Genomic DNA, 13,237 nt, shown 5'->3' with positions numbered 1-13,237 from the left:
CGGGGCCTGCTACCGGGCGCTCCGATGCTTACCCGGACGGGACTTTCACCCGCAGGCCTGGACCAGCTTCCAGGACGCAACATGCGCTCAACCTATGACTCAAACAGGCTGGCGTGCCAAATGCGTGCGCAATCTCTTCGTACGAAGTTCCGTCCTACCGGTCCGGCCTGCGAAAACAACGAAGAAGCTCGCCTGACTCCTGAAGCGGGTGCCGCAGACTCGAATACTGCCGGGGGCACTCGCATAGATCGGCTTTTTGGGCCCTAACCTGCGGTTTCTCAGCCGCAGGTTTTTGTGTTGTGACCTCGGTAGGCGACCGACGGTGCCAGCAGGCAGCCGTAAGACCACGATCAGGGGATATACACGGAATGATCTCGATAGCGTTTCCCCAGCTCAGGCCCTAGTTTCCCGCCATCTGGGCTCCGGCAACCACTGCTCGGCTCCTCACGGCCAGAACTGTAGGGTGATCAACGTCCGCTGGACGACGTCCGGCGGGAACGCTCCGTGGCCGAGCCGGTCGCGGTGGACGCGGACGTTCCACCGCCGGTCGGGCCGACCGAGGTCGAACCTACTGCCGGTCAGATCGGTGCCGGCGTTGTCCTCGGGCTGGATGATCCCGGACTCCAGGTAGACGGCCCCCTGCCAGGTCGAGCCCACGGGCGGGTGCGCCGGCGGCTCGCCATCCCACACCTCGTACTTGACGAGGCAGCCCTGCTCGAGCGGCTCGTCGATGGCGATCCAGTTGTCTTGGGCTGCGGCCCATCCTCCCGGCTCGATGGCGTAGTTATCAGGGGATTCCTCGGCCGCGGTGTCAACCACGCCGACGAAACCGCGGATCGGGTCGTCGTCCAGTAATTCACTTATCAATGCGGCCACGCTGCCGGCCTCCACGGTTCGAGGGTGGTGGCGATGTCAGGATGGGGGTCACCGCGCGGGCGCGGTGACCCCCATCCCACCTCATCGGGCGGTTACGGCGCTACTTTAGCTCGATGTAGAAACTGTCCTTATTGATGATCCGGTTGTTCCAGTACCAGGCTTTCAGCACGTTGCCGTGCTGCTTGTTCATGGTTCCGTTGATTCTGGCGACGGAGAAGTTGTGGTCAGGGTTCGCTCGTGCTGCCCCTTGGTAGGTCGACTCGAAGGGGAACTCGTCGCAGCTCTTCTTGTTTTGATCCTCGACCGGGACCTCGTTCTTGCAGACGCTGGCCGTCACCGTGTAATTCGCCTCCTTCGTGGCCTTGAACGCAGCCCGGGTCAGCCTTGACGCGATGCTCTTCCCAGGGATGTTCTTGCGTTCGCCCTCGGTGTCGGGGAATGACTTCCCGCCGGCTAGGGGGTAGGTCTGGTCCGGAAGATGGAAGGCCATCGAGACGTGATAGAAGATGTCGCGGAAGCCGACTCCCCGCGGGTTGACGTCGTCTGGCCGCATGACCATCTTCGTGACGGCGTTCATGTGCACGCAGCCGCCGCCGTTCTTGTTGTGCCAGCCGATCGTCGGCGAGGCGTCGCAGCGGACGAACGAGGGGAGGCCGACCGTGCTGCTGAACTCCCGCGGTCCCTTGTCGAAGGGACTCTCGCCGCGCGCGTAGCTGTTGACCGTGCACCTGCCCAGCTTGTGGTAGCCCTCCCTGCCGCGGTCGGCATAGGTCGCCGTCATGTGCCAGCCGGGTTGCTGCGCCGACGCCGTGGCCCATTGGGCGACGGTGTACATGCCGAGCATGCCGGACTCCGACCTGCGGTCGCAGATGGTCGGGTTCTGGCCGGCCGGCTCCGTGCTCAGCACGTCCCAGCCGAAGGCCAGCCTCTTGGGCTGGTAGCCCCAGCTCTGGTCGGGGAGCAGCGAGATCCTCTTGTCCACCTGCAGGATCCGCTGGGAGACACGGGTTCCGGTGTGCATCATCTGAAAGCCGTGCAGCTGTCCCTTGAGCACCGCTGAGGAACTGCCTGGTGTCCCCTCCCAGACGTTCACCACGAACCTGGTCAGGCGGCAGTGCGAGAAACGGTTGGGGGTGTAGACGCCTCCGGAGGACGCGCGCCCAGCCTCCCGGTAGCAGTCCTGGACGGTCGCCCACTTCGGCTGCTCGGCCCCGGTGGGCAGGGTGGTCTTGAGGTCATCGGGGGTGGTCGGAGGGTCGGAGGCGGCGGCGCGCACCGTGACCTGGGAGTTGCGGTCCACCTTGATGGTCTGCCAGCCGGTCCAGTCGCCTGTGACCCCGCCGGTGGTGGCCCGGGCCCGCCAGCGCACCTCTGAGCCCGCCCGCAGCCGGTCCTTGGGCACTTGCAGTGTGGCCTGCGCGTCGCCAGGTCCGGCGGTGGCCTGGCCGGACCAGATCGGCCGCTGGTCCGCGCCCGGCTTGTCCGCCTTGCCGGTCTTGGCACCGGTCTTGGCAGGAGGGGTACGGGCGACTTCGACGTCCACCTTCGCCTCGCCGCTCCGCCCGGCGGGCAGCCAGGTGGTCAGGCGGGGGGTGAGGGTGGAGGTGACGGCGACGCCGTCCGCGGTGCGGGCGTCGTCCACGGTCAGCTTGGCGATCTCGGGTGCCGAGTTCGTGGCGATGTTCGTACGCTGTTGTCGCGCGGTCGCGGCGGCGCCGACCGGCTTGTTCATGTCGGCCTGGATCTCGGCCGCGGTCTGGGCCCGGTTGTAGACGCGCACCTCGTCGATCAGGCCGCTGAAGTACTCGTCTTCCCAGATGCCGTTGCCGCCGAGGCGCAGGTCACCGCCGGCGTCGACGAGTTCGCCGGTGAACGGGTAGGCGTCGGCCTCGACGCCGTTGACGTACAGGTAGGCGACGCTGCCGTCGTAGGTGAGGGCCAGGTGGCTCCACTGGTTCAGCGGCAGCGGGTCGTCTGCCCGCACCCCGCGAGGCGCGTCGGCGAGTTCCACCGAGCCCATGGGGAGGGAGCCGCCGGAGGCGGAGTAAAGGGTGTAGGAGCCGTCCCAGATGTTCTCCTTCATCAGCACGGTGCGGTAGCCGCTCGACTCGGTGGGCCGCACCCAGGCCGACACCGTCAGTGTGTCGGTCATGCGCAGTGACGGGGCGTCCGGAACGGTGACCCAGCTGGTGGAGCCGTTGAAAGACAGGGCCTTGCCGTGCCTGCCGGCCGCCGCCCAGGTGGTGTCGATGGCCGTACCTATGTTGTTCTGCCCGGAGGAGTCGCCGACGGTGGTGCCCGCGCCCTCTTCCATGCCATAGGCGGCGACCAGACCAGGGTTCGCCGGCGGAGCCGTGACGGTGGCCGCGACCTCGTTCGACGACGCGCTGAGGTTACCGGCCGCGTCGGAGGCCCGGACCCGGTAGTAGTAGGTCCCGGCGGCGAGGCCCGCGTCGGTGAACGTGGTGGCCGTCGACGAGCCGACGGCGTTCGCGGCCGACGGGGTGAACTGCGGCGTCGTGGAGCGGTGGATCGAGTAGCCGGTCACGCCCACGTTGTCCGTCGAGGCCGTCCAGGTGAGCTGCGCGTTGCCGGAGCCGCCCGTCGCGGCGAGCGAGCCGGGCGCGCTCGGCGCCTGCGTGTCCTGCGCCGGCTGCTGGCCGACTGGGGTGTTCATGTCGGTCTGGATCTGGGTGGCGGTCTGGGCCCGGTTGTAGACGCGCACCTCGTCGATCAGGCCGCTGAAGTACTCTTGCCAGACCTGGTTGCCACCGATCCGTAGCGGCCCGCCCTCGTCGTAGAGGCTGCCGGTCAGCGCGGCCTCGTCGGCCTGCTGCCCGTTGACGAACAGCCGCAGCGCGGAGCCGTCGTAGGTTAGCGCCACGTGGCTCCAGGCGTTCACCGGCAGCGGCTCGAAGTCCTGGACGGCGGCGGGCACCTCGGGGCCGGTCTGCACCCAGCCCGACGGGACGGAATCTCCGTTGGAGGCGTACAGGGTGTAGGAGACGCCAGAGGTGCTCAGCTCCTTGCCCACCACGCTGCTCCAGCCGGCCACCGAGGCGGGTCTGACCCAGGCCGACAGCGTCATCCCGGTCGTCAGCCGCAGCGAGGCGGCGTCCTGGACGGTGACCCAGCTGGACGTGCCGTTGAACGACAGGGCCTTGCCGTACTTGCCGTTCACCCAGGTGGTGTCGCTGCCCGTGCCGGCGTTGCCCTGCCCGGAGGAGTCGGACACGCGGGTGCCCGTACCCTCGTTCATGCCATAGGCCGCCACCAGCCCGGGCACCGGTTGCGGCGCGTCCGCCCCGGTGGTGAACGACCAGATGTGCGGCGCGGCCATGACGTTGCCCGAGGTGTCCTTGGCGCCGCTCACCTCGGCCGTGTACACGGTGGTGCCGGCCAGCCGCTGCTGCGGGGCGAAGGTCAGCACCTTGCCCTCGGCGTCCATCGCGGACGTGCCCGCGACTGCGGTGCCCTGGGCGTTCTTGACGGTGATCTGCGCGCCCGACACCTTCTCGCCGAAGGTTGCCCGCACCGGCGCGTCGACCGGTACTCCGGTGGCGTCCGCGGCCGGGCTCGTCCCCGACACGACAGGCGGGACGGTGTCCGGCGCGGCGGTGGTGAAGGACCACGTTCGGGGGGTCATCACGTTCTCCGCGATGTCCTTGGCGCCGCTCACCTCGACGGTGTAGGCCGTGTCGCCGGCCAGCGCCGCGTTCGGGGTGAAGGTCAGCACCTCGTGAGAGGCGTCCAGGACCGCGTTCCCCGCGACCTCCGCCCCTTGCGGGTTCTTGACGGTGACGACGGCGTCAGTGACGTACTCGCTGAAGACGGCCACGACGGACGTCGTGGTGGGGACGTCGGCCTGGCCGCTCGCCGGGCTGGTCTCCGTCACCGTGGGAGGCGTGGTGTCGTCCTCGGGGGGAGGGTTGGTGCCGGGCTCGGGCTCTTCCGGCGGCGCCTCGGGGTCCGTGTCGATCCCCTCGATCAGTTCCTCGTCGGTGAGCCCTTCCGGATAGTAAGCCTCGGTCAGGGAGGTCTGCGCCGAGCTGTTCGTGGCCACGGCGCCGGCCAGCGCCTCGTCGTCGGTCATGACGCGCGACGGGGGAAGCTCGTCGTAGTGGACGTTGCCCGCCGCCACCCAGGCCTGGTCGTCGGCGTACGACGCCGCAGGCGGCTCCTGGTCGCCCGGGTACGTACGGAGCACGATCAGCTGCTCCTTGACGCTCGGGATGTACTGGACGATGAGGGTAGGCGGGTGTCGGTAGCCCGGGTAGTCCGCGCCGCTGTAGTCGCTGGAGTAGTACTGGCGCCAGTTGATCGTGGCGCTCTCGCTGACAGCCTGGAGCACCACCCCGTGGTTGGGCTGGTCCTGCTCGATCCAGGCGCGGGCCATGTTCGTGACCCGGTGCACCAGCTTCTCCTCCTTGGCGCACCAGCTGGGGGAAGGGGGCACGGCCTCGTAGTTGTAGCCGGCCTTGTTGCCGCTCTCGCCTTCCACGTTGCCGAGCGTGGGCTGTCGCGACCAGCTCAAGGTGGAGGTGTCCCAGGAGGAGATGACGCGGCGCGCTCCGATGCCGGACCCGTCCATCGGATCGCCGCAATTCACGTTGTTGGGGCCGCCGGACTTGTAGTTCCACACCCACAGGTCCGCATCCACCACGGTGGCGCCCTCGAGCACGGGGTCCTCGGTGTTGAACTTGAGGTACACGCGGGCGACGTCGGCGCTGGTGGAGGTGGTGCCGGCGCGCAGATACCCGGCCGCGGCGTTGTTACCGCCCGCGTTCTTGCTGATCCAGGCGTCGGTGGGTCTTCCGCCGCCGAACCAGTCGTCGGCGGCGGCGATCGTCACCGGGTAGGTCACCGCCGGGTCCGCCAGGAACTTCTCGTCCGGGGTGAACACCAGCTCCGGCGTGCTGCCGGAGGTCTCCACGCGGGCCTCGACCGGGGCGGACCTGCCTTCGTCGGGGGATGCCTCGACCTTGGCGTCCATCGCGGCCAGCACGACCGGCGCCGCCGCGGCCTTGCCCTTGGCGTCCTTGAGCTGTGGTAGCCCGTCAGACGTCTTACCGAATGTGGTGCCCTCGGACAGGGTGAGCGGCAGCCGTACGGTCACCGGGCCGGCCGGCTTGTGCCGGAAGACCACCTGGGAGACGAACCCGTCGGCCTGCGCCTGGACCACCAGGTCGGCTCCCGGCGCCACGGCGTCGGGGTAGGTGACCGTGCTGCCGGAGACCTTCGGCTCCGGCAGCGCCCGGGTCACGCCCAGCCCGGTCGTGCCGTGCTCGCCCTTGGCGGACACCAGGTTCTTGGCGCCCCGCCCGCCGAAGGTCAGCGGGCTCTTGACTCGCGCGGCCTGCAGCTTGCCGTCGCGGGTGACGATGCGGGTGTCGATGGGCTCCCAGGCGCCGCCGGCCGGGTTCTTCAGCTGGACGGGCCGGGTGTACAGCTCGGCCCGCATGGTCTTGCCGTCCGGGTTCGCCAGAACCTTCATCGTCTCCGTGAACTTGGACGGCACCCCGACCGGCTTGCCTGACGCGGCGGCCTTGTCCCAGGCGGTCTTGAGCACGGGGTCGGCGGGAGCGGAGGAGGGGGAGGGCGTGGGGCCCTGGGCGATCGCGGGTGCGCTCAGCAGCGAGAGCGGAAGTGCCAGGGCCGCGATCAGGGCGGCGCTGCGGCGGGTTCGGGTGGACGAGCCGGACGATAATCGGCGTGTGCTCATCGTTACCTTTCGAACTGGAGGATCAAACTAGGTGATCGTCACACGGGACGACGATGACGTAAAGATCGTTTCCGGTATCGGGAACGGGATGCTCCGTGATCGGTGCAAACCCTTATCTCCTCCAGGTTCCGACCCTTGGCCTCCTTGCTGAGCTGGGCGGGGAGCCCCCCAGCTTGTGACCAGCGGGCGGGTGAGGTCAGCCCTTGTAGAGGCGTGCGCGGTTGTGAATGCGTCCGCGTCGGCGGGGATGCCGTCGCGGTCGGCCGCCGGTGCCCGGGCTGACAGTCTTGCGCTGGCTGCGGAGACAAAGCCGATCCAGGCGCGTGCGGAGCCGCCGACCCGTCGGGGCGGCGGCGTGGCCGCCGGACGCAGCTGATGTTCCGGTCCAGCGGCGCCGATCAGGTTCAGCATGATCAATCTGCTGGAGCCGGACGGGACCACGAGCGATTAGAGGACGCGCCGAGCCCCATTGCACCCACATCTGAAGAGCGGTACCGCCTTGCAAGGCTTCCGCCGCGAGCATCGCTTCCACTAGGCCAAACGCCCGTCAAACGATGGACGGTGGGAGGTCCAGGCTGAGGCGCCAATACACGCCGAGCAACACGCACATATGGCCCATTAGTGGAGATACCGAACTCCATTCGACTCGAGCTCTCCTAAAGCGGGTGCCGCAGGTTCGAATCCTGCCGGGGGCACTCACCTAGATCGCCATATATGGCCCCCGACCTGCGGTTTCACAGCCGCAGGTCTTTTGTTTTGCCACCCTCGATAGGCAGCGGGTAGTGCCCGTACGCAGCCGTATGACCATGATCAGGGGACATGCGGGGGATGATTTTGAAGACGTTTCCCCAGGTCAACCCCCAGTTCCGCGTCATCCATGCAGCGACAACCCGCTACGACCGCCTCCGCGCCGCGGGCGACGCAACCGTCGATCGTGCCAAATACGTGCGTACAACCCGGAACGGCAACCGTCCACCGCCATTGGGGACGTCGTCGCTCCCCTGGGCAACGCCCTGGCCGCGGACCACCGCCCACCTACGAGGGCACCGTCGGCAGCCTCCTCACCGAGGACACCGGCACGCTGTGGGAGCGCGTCCAGACGATAGAGCGACCCGTTCGTCGTGGAGGCCCTGTCAGCGGTCCGCTCGATGGAGGACTGAGCCGAGGCCACCCAGCGCATCGACTACCGCTTCGGCACCGACGAGGTCCGTCGCCGCCTCGACCGCCGCCCGGCTACACCCTGGGCGACGGGACGAGTGATCAGAGGCACATCGCGTCGATGACCGGCCCTGCCGCTTGTCATCAGCTCTGATGCGCGTTCAGGGCGCGGTGCGGCCGATGCGCTGCAGGCATCGCTTCATGATGACGACGACGGCTTTCTGATCGTCGGTGAGATGTCCCATGTAGGCGTGGCCCGCGACCGCGTCCGCGGATTCGGTGAGGTCGTCTGAACCGACCCGAAGTACGGGCCATCCTTGATGATCTGTCGCCTGGCAAGGCGGCTCCCATCCGCTATCTGATGACCGAGGCGGTGGTCCAGGGTTCGCAGCTGTCGCACCCCGCAGTGTCCGAGGCGCTGGAGTTCCTGCGCGGCGACGACGACGCCATCCGTCGGCGGGATGTCCGCCGCCAGGTCGCCCTACTGCGCGACGAGGTGCACGAGAACCCGGCCCGGACTGGACACCGCGCCGTGCGGCTGTGAAGGTGCTGCCGAACCGGTTCAGTATGCGGTGGTCGCGTAACTGATCGGGAACGATGTCGTTGGGGAGCGGATTCTCGACGAGCAGGCGCGTGCGACCGCCACCCAGCAGCCACTCCTCCGTGAGGCGGGCACGGTGATGTGCTCCGCCGCCAGGAGCGTGGCGGCTTGGAGCCCGATGACGTCATTGGAGCCCGATGACGTCATCGGTGCCGACCGCGTCGATGACCGCGTCGGCGTCACCCGGAAGGCGGCCGGAGCCGGACGGGGAGGACGTCAGCCGGACAGCCGGCAACCGCCCGGCAGCGGCATAGCTGAGCCGGTCGTACCGGCCCCCGTCGAGCAGCACGTTCACCGTCCACCCCCGGGCCGACAACGCCTTCAGCACTTCGGGTCGTGCGCCCTGGCACCCGTTCGGTTCGACGACCAGCGTCCAGTCGCCCATCGTCCCGGCCACCAGACTGGGCAGGAGGCCGGGAATGTCCGCGTTGTACTGCTCGAGCTGGGCGTCTGCGAAGCTCACAGACTCAGCCGCGGCGAGGTCGACGAATAGACCTCGCCCAAAGAACGATTACGAAGGGAAGCGAAAACCCCGAGTGAACACGTCCTCAGCCTCACGAACTTGAACGCCTTCACTCGGGTTTCCGATCCTTATGGAACTATCGCCCGTCCCAGCAGCCGCCCGACTTCGAGGAGGCCGTCAATATAGTCGACCAGTCCTGCGACAGCAGGAACATCCTCCGAAGCACGTGCCGGAGTGCGCACCAGTTCGACTTTGATCTGAGCCAGTCGATCTATCGTCTCGTCCAGCTTCCGCAGATCGGCGACCTCTATCCGGCGATTGACAGCAGCGGTTGCCAGCGCCCCGACGCGGGGATCGAGAATCAGCAGCTCTGTCACGAGATCGCTGAACTCCGCGCCTTGGGGCAGCTCCGGGAACGGGCGTTTGACGAAGGATTCGAACTCTGGCCGAGCCCGGTTGATCCGTTCCTGGTCAATCGGCATAAGTAACAATCTTTCCACTCTTGGTGTAGATACCGAAGGTCTTCCCTACCTTTATCCTCCATCCTTCCTCGCCGTTGTCGAGTTGCACTTTTTCACGTTCTTTCTTGGGAGTACGCGCCCACAGGGACTTGGCTTCCCGCGTGTAATCTGCCAGGGTCCGGCCCTTCCCGTGCTTGTCCAAGTGGTACCGGACCGAGCCGTAGAGCGCTCCGTCCTTGTCGGAGAACGTGGTGTTGTACCAGTTACCCAGGGACTTCGCGTCGTCCTCGCTGAATCCGTAACACCCCGGATCGATGTCGATGTTGTGGACGAGAACGCCAACGCCGCTCGCAGCCACATGGTAGGTGTGGTTGTCGGCAATCGTCAGGTTGTACACACGCTGACGACTTGTCGTCCACTTCGCCAGGCCGACTACCTTGACACTCGCGCCGTTGGCCGTTCGCAACAGCGAGCCGGGCTCGAGCCTTGTCGCCGCGACCCAGTCTTGGAGGGTCTCGACCCAGAAGGGATGCTCGTCGGTGGCAACGATGACGCCTTCCGCGTTTCCATTTTCACCGTCGACGTCGACGGTCACCTGGACGAGGTTCTTGGCGCCCTCACCCCTGATCGTGTCCACGACCGGCTTGGCTTCGACCTTTCCAGTGGCCGGGTCAGCGGCCAGAACCTTGTCCCCGACTTCAACCTGTTCGAACTGTTTTTCGGTTCCGTCCGCCATGACGACCGCGGTCCCCGGGGCGAAACTGTTCCGTCCGCATACCGCTGCGAGAGCCTTACGGGCGTTTTCTCGCGCTCGCCCTGCGATCTTGAGTTTGTCCTTGGCGGCGAGCCAATTCTTGAAGGCGCTGATGGCGTCGCCGGCGTGTTTCCAGACGGCCTTTCCGATTTCATAGGCCTTCTTCCACTTCCAAGGCAAGGCGTATTTCGCGGCCAACTTGCCCGCGAGACCACCGGCCAGTGAGCCGAGGATGTTCAGTGCCGTTTTTCCGCAGGCGCTCAGATCGCCACTGGTGAAGTATTTGATGCCCGCTGTGATGCCGAGTTCGTCGGCGGCAATCTTCGCCAGTGCCACCCCAGACGGCAGGACCGGCGTCCCACGCCGCCTCCAGCCTCTCAGCTCCCGCGGTACGCCACGCCCGGTGCCGTTGAGGCCGCCGAAGGGGCGCGCCTCGGCGCCGGTCCGGTGGTGACGGTACGCGGCATGGGCTCAGGCCGGGTCAACATGGCCGACGTAATCTGCCGCAGTTACCCGCCTACGCGCCCGAACTGAACCCGTCGATGGCGTCTGGTCCCTACTCCGCCGGGACCTGGCCAACTTCGCCGTCACCGACCTGCCCGTACTCGTCCGGATCGTCAAACGCAAGCTGAAAAAGATCTAGTACCGACCGCACCTACTCACCGGCTGCCTGACCCAGACCGGGCTCACCCTCGACATCCCAGCAAACCCATGACTGACTCTACGAATTCAACCTGTGTACGCGAATGAGCCGGTCTGCCCAGTACCGTGCGGCTGCCGCCAGCACCTCCGGACGCCTGTCGTCAGGGGGTGGCGCGTATGACGGCGATGGCGATTTCACCGCTGACGGCGTGAGCCGCGACCACGGGCGCCACCACGCTGTCGACGATGACCGTGGCCTGGCCGGCCGAGCCGGACGTGTAGCTGACGCCGTCGACCATCGCCTCCTCGGCGACGACCACCGCTCCCCCGGAGCCGTTCCTACGGCCAGGCACGTGGATGAGCTGAACCCGTTCCCCTCGCCGCAAGTCATAGGGAGCCTGGCCGGGTTTGAACGCCAACCCCACCCTGACGGCCTTTCCCGCGCCCGCCCTACCGTCACCGCCCATGACCATCGCGCGAGTGAGCAGAGTCCCCGGCAGCACCGTAACCGTCGCCACGGTCGCTGCCCCTTGATCACGCTGCGACCAGGGCCAATACGTGGCCCCGTCGTCAGCGATCCGCGCCTCCTGCAACGCGCCGCTGCCGAAGGGCTGACCCGCACCGACCCGCCCGGTGACACGGATGACGGACATACGCTCGTCGGCCCGCATCACCAGCATCATCGACGCCAGGGCACCGCCGAGCACCAGCAGCACAGCCAGCGCAGCTAGCCCAGGGCTGCGTTGACGGGGCCACTGCGGCAACTTACGAGAAGCGACCCCGGTCAACACGCCGCTTCCTCCCATCGGTCGCCGAAGTTCGGAGTCTTGCTCTCAGAAGCTGCGAGCCGGATTGCACCAGCGCAGCGAACCACCTTCGGGATCGACGTCCGGGCCGTAGCAGAACGTGGCCCGCTTGATGGAGCCAAAGAACACCGAATCCAGCACACATCCGCGCTTCGGTCCGGCCTGCAGGAGGATCGTCCGACCGATGGTCGTTTGATACTCCACGGCCACTTTGTTGTCATCATCGAGGCAATCACACAGGGCAACGTCTTGACGGTTGGTGCTGATCTCCACATCCCCGAGCTGCCCATATCCGTCGTTCCACGACTGTTCTGATGCCTGCACAGGACCGGCTACCAACAGCGCGGCCAACATCCCAGTCGCAATCAACACCCAACGCGGCATCGCATCTCCCTCCCCGATCACGACGCCACATCATGTCACTCTCGGTAACTTAAAGCAATCAGACAGTAGTAGAAGAGTAAGTGCACCTACGGCGACGGCGCTGGCCGTCGACTGCCCGCCGACGCCAATGGCGAAGTGATCGGATATCGCCGGGCCAGAGCTACGGCGCAATCGGCCAAGGCCAGCGGGCCCAGATCAACCAAGGACCCTGGCCACCAGAGTTGAGCAGGCTGCGGCCACACCGTAGAAGAGCCACTGACACCGCCCCGACAGCCGACTCGTCCCTTCGACTCCGGGCCAGCTGAAGGGCACGTCAACCGAATCATCCTCCTGGATGCCAATAACAAGGGGCCCTACGCCTGGCGGAAAGTATGGGCCAGCTGATTCCGCGATAAACCTGGACAATCGCCTATCGCGATGAGGATCTGCGGCTTCGAACCGGCCTTCCGCGTCGGACTTGAAGCCGTTCGCGAGGCACACGGACCGGCTCTGGCCGCGCTTGCAAGCAGGCGTTGCAGAGTATCTACGAGATCGGCGGAGTTCCAGGTCTCATGAGCACCAGGTCGCTGTCAGCGGACAGCTACGCAGGAGCGCTCGAACTCGTTTATTCGGGATCGCTCAAGGCGGCCGCGAGCTTCCCCGTGCGCACCTCTTGCTGTTCGACCCATTTTTTGCCCTCCGCGGCGATCCCCTCCAGTACGTGGAGAGTGTGAGGGATGCCCGCGGCGTCCAGGGACACCTTGGACACGGTGCCGGGGCTCTCGCCCTCTTGCAGATCCTCGGTCCCGGAGCTGACCTCGACACTGATCTCATGGCCGTTGACGAGCGTGAGCTGGAAGGTGCGTTCGTCGTTGCCCGACTCGCTCACTCCCACGGAGGCAACCGCATCGAAACGGTAGTTGAGCCTGCGCCAGTCGTGGAAGGTGCCTTTCAGGAAGTCAAGCGTGACGGTGAGCTGGCGAACGCCTTCTTGGGTGATGAGGAAGACCAGAAGGTCGTACTTCTTGTAGCGCCACGGACCGCCACGCAGCCGTGCCCGATCGGTCGACCTCACAGGAGCCTCGATGAAGGCGTGCGCGATGACATCGCTCATGGTCAGTTTGTAGTGCCCCAACGCCTCCCCGAGGAGCACCTTTCTGTCGCTGTCCAGCCAGCCCGCCATCTGCGCGTCGCGGGGTTTGTCCGCCATCCTGGCGCGCCATAGGGCCAGGCCTTCCAGGTCGGACTCCAAGGTGCGGTCGCTCTCGGCCACATCTGCGGCGTACCGACGGTGCTCTAGGACCCCTCTGAAGATGTTGCTGGCGTAATGGATCACGGGCTGACGGTCTGGCGATCAAGGTTTTGAGGTGAAGCAGCCCTGGGGTGTTGCT

General features: G+C 66.6%; 9 protein-coding genes. 1 reads left to right on the top strand and 8 read right to left on the bottom strand.

Going from position 1 to position 13,237, the window contains the following annotated elements; all coding sequences use genetic code 11:
- Positions 1-444: 444 nt before the first annotated feature.
- Entirely contained in the window at positions 445-891 is a 447-nt protein-coding gene (locus tag ABZW11_RS45375) for a hypothetical protein (RefSeq protein WP_355432497.1), read from the bottom strand.
- An 85-nt stretch (positions 892-976) separates the two neighbouring features.
- A complete protein-coding gene (locus tag ABZW11_RS45370) occupies positions 977-6,598 on the bottom strand; it encodes a LamG-like jellyroll fold domain-containing protein (protein WP_355432494.1) in 5,622 nt (1,873 codons plus the stop codon).
- Positions 6,599-8,117: 1,519 nt separating this feature from the next.
- Here ABZW11_RS45370 and ABZW11_RS45365 point away from each other — a divergent pair.
- The gene (locus ABZW11_RS45365; RefSeq protein ID WP_355432491.1) at positions 8,118-8,300 is read left to right on the top strand and encodes a hypothetical protein; all 183 of its coding nucleotides are present in this window, start codon (positions 8,118-8,120) and stop codon (positions 8,298-8,300) included.
- 181 nt (positions 8,301-8,481) lie between these two features.
- On the opposite strand, the gene ABZW11_RS45360 is transcribed toward ABZW11_RS45365, so the two are convergent.
- From ABZW11_RS45360 to ABZW11_RS45335, 6 genes are all read right to left on the bottom strand, one after another.
- Complete coding sequence (locus ABZW11_RS45360; RefSeq protein WP_355432489.1) at positions 8,482-8,820, bottom strand: DUF6461 domain-containing protein; 339 nt, start codon at positions 8,818-8,820, stop codon at positions 8,482-8,484.
- A gap of 128 nt (positions 8,821-8,948) precedes the next feature.
- A complete protein-coding gene (locus ABZW11_RS45355) occupies positions 8,949-9,302 on the bottom strand; it encodes a hypothetical protein (protein ID WP_355432486.1) in 354 nt (117 codons plus the stop codon).
- Positions 9,292-10,371, bottom strand: coding sequence for a polymorphic toxin-type HINT domain-containing protein (locus ABZW11_RS45350; RefSeq protein WP_355432483.1), 1,080 nt, complete (start codon positions 10,369-10,371; stop codon positions 9,292-9,294). Before ABZW11_RS45350 ends, ABZW11_RS45355 begins: the two co-directional genes overlap by 11 nt.
- 467 nt (positions 10,372-10,838) lie before the next feature.
- Entirely contained in the window at positions 10,839-11,393 is a 555-nt protein-coding gene (locus tag ABZW11_RS45345; RefSeq protein ID WP_355432480.1) for a hypothetical protein, read from the bottom strand.
- A gap of 117 nt (positions 11,394-11,510) precedes the next feature.
- A complete protein-coding gene (locus ABZW11_RS45340) occupies positions 11,511-11,867 on the bottom strand; it encodes a hypothetical protein (RefSeq protein ID WP_355432477.1) in 357 nt (118 codons plus the stop codon).
- Between the two features lie 604 nt (positions 11,868-12,471).
- On the bottom strand, positions 12,472-13,182 hold the full coding sequence (locus tag ABZW11_RS45335) for a hypothetical protein (RefSeq protein WP_355432474.1): 711 nt from the start codon (positions 13,180-13,182) through the stop codon (positions 12,472-12,474).
- Positions 13,183-13,237 lie beyond the last annotated feature (55 nt).

It is taken from the genome of Nonomuraea sp. NPDC004580, assembly GCF_040609855.1.
GTDB classification, from domain to species: Bacteria; Actinomycetota; Actinomycetes; order Streptosporangiales; family Streptosporangiaceae; genus Nonomuraea; species Nonomuraea salmonea.
Note: the sequence above shows the minus strand (reverse complement) of the source record. Positions and strands in the feature narration are given on the sequence as shown.

Coding starts and splice junctions, on each gene's coding strand:
- ABZW11_RS45370 (WP_355432494.1), bottom strand. CDS start 6,598: ATGAGCACACGCCGATTATCGTCCGGCTCGTCCACCCGAACCCGCCGC.
- ABZW11_RS45355 (WP_355432486.1), bottom strand. CDS start 9,302: ATGCCGATTGACCAGGAACGGATCAACCGGGCTCGGCCAGAGTTCGAA.
- ABZW11_RS45340 (WP_355432477.1), bottom strand. CDS start 11,867: ATGCCGCGTTGGGTGTTGATTGCGACTGGGATGTTGGCCGCGCTGTTG.
- ABZW11_RS45365 (WP_355432491.1), top strand. CDS start 8,118: ATGACCGAGGCGGTGGTCCAGGGTTCGCAGCTGTCGCACCCCGCAGTG.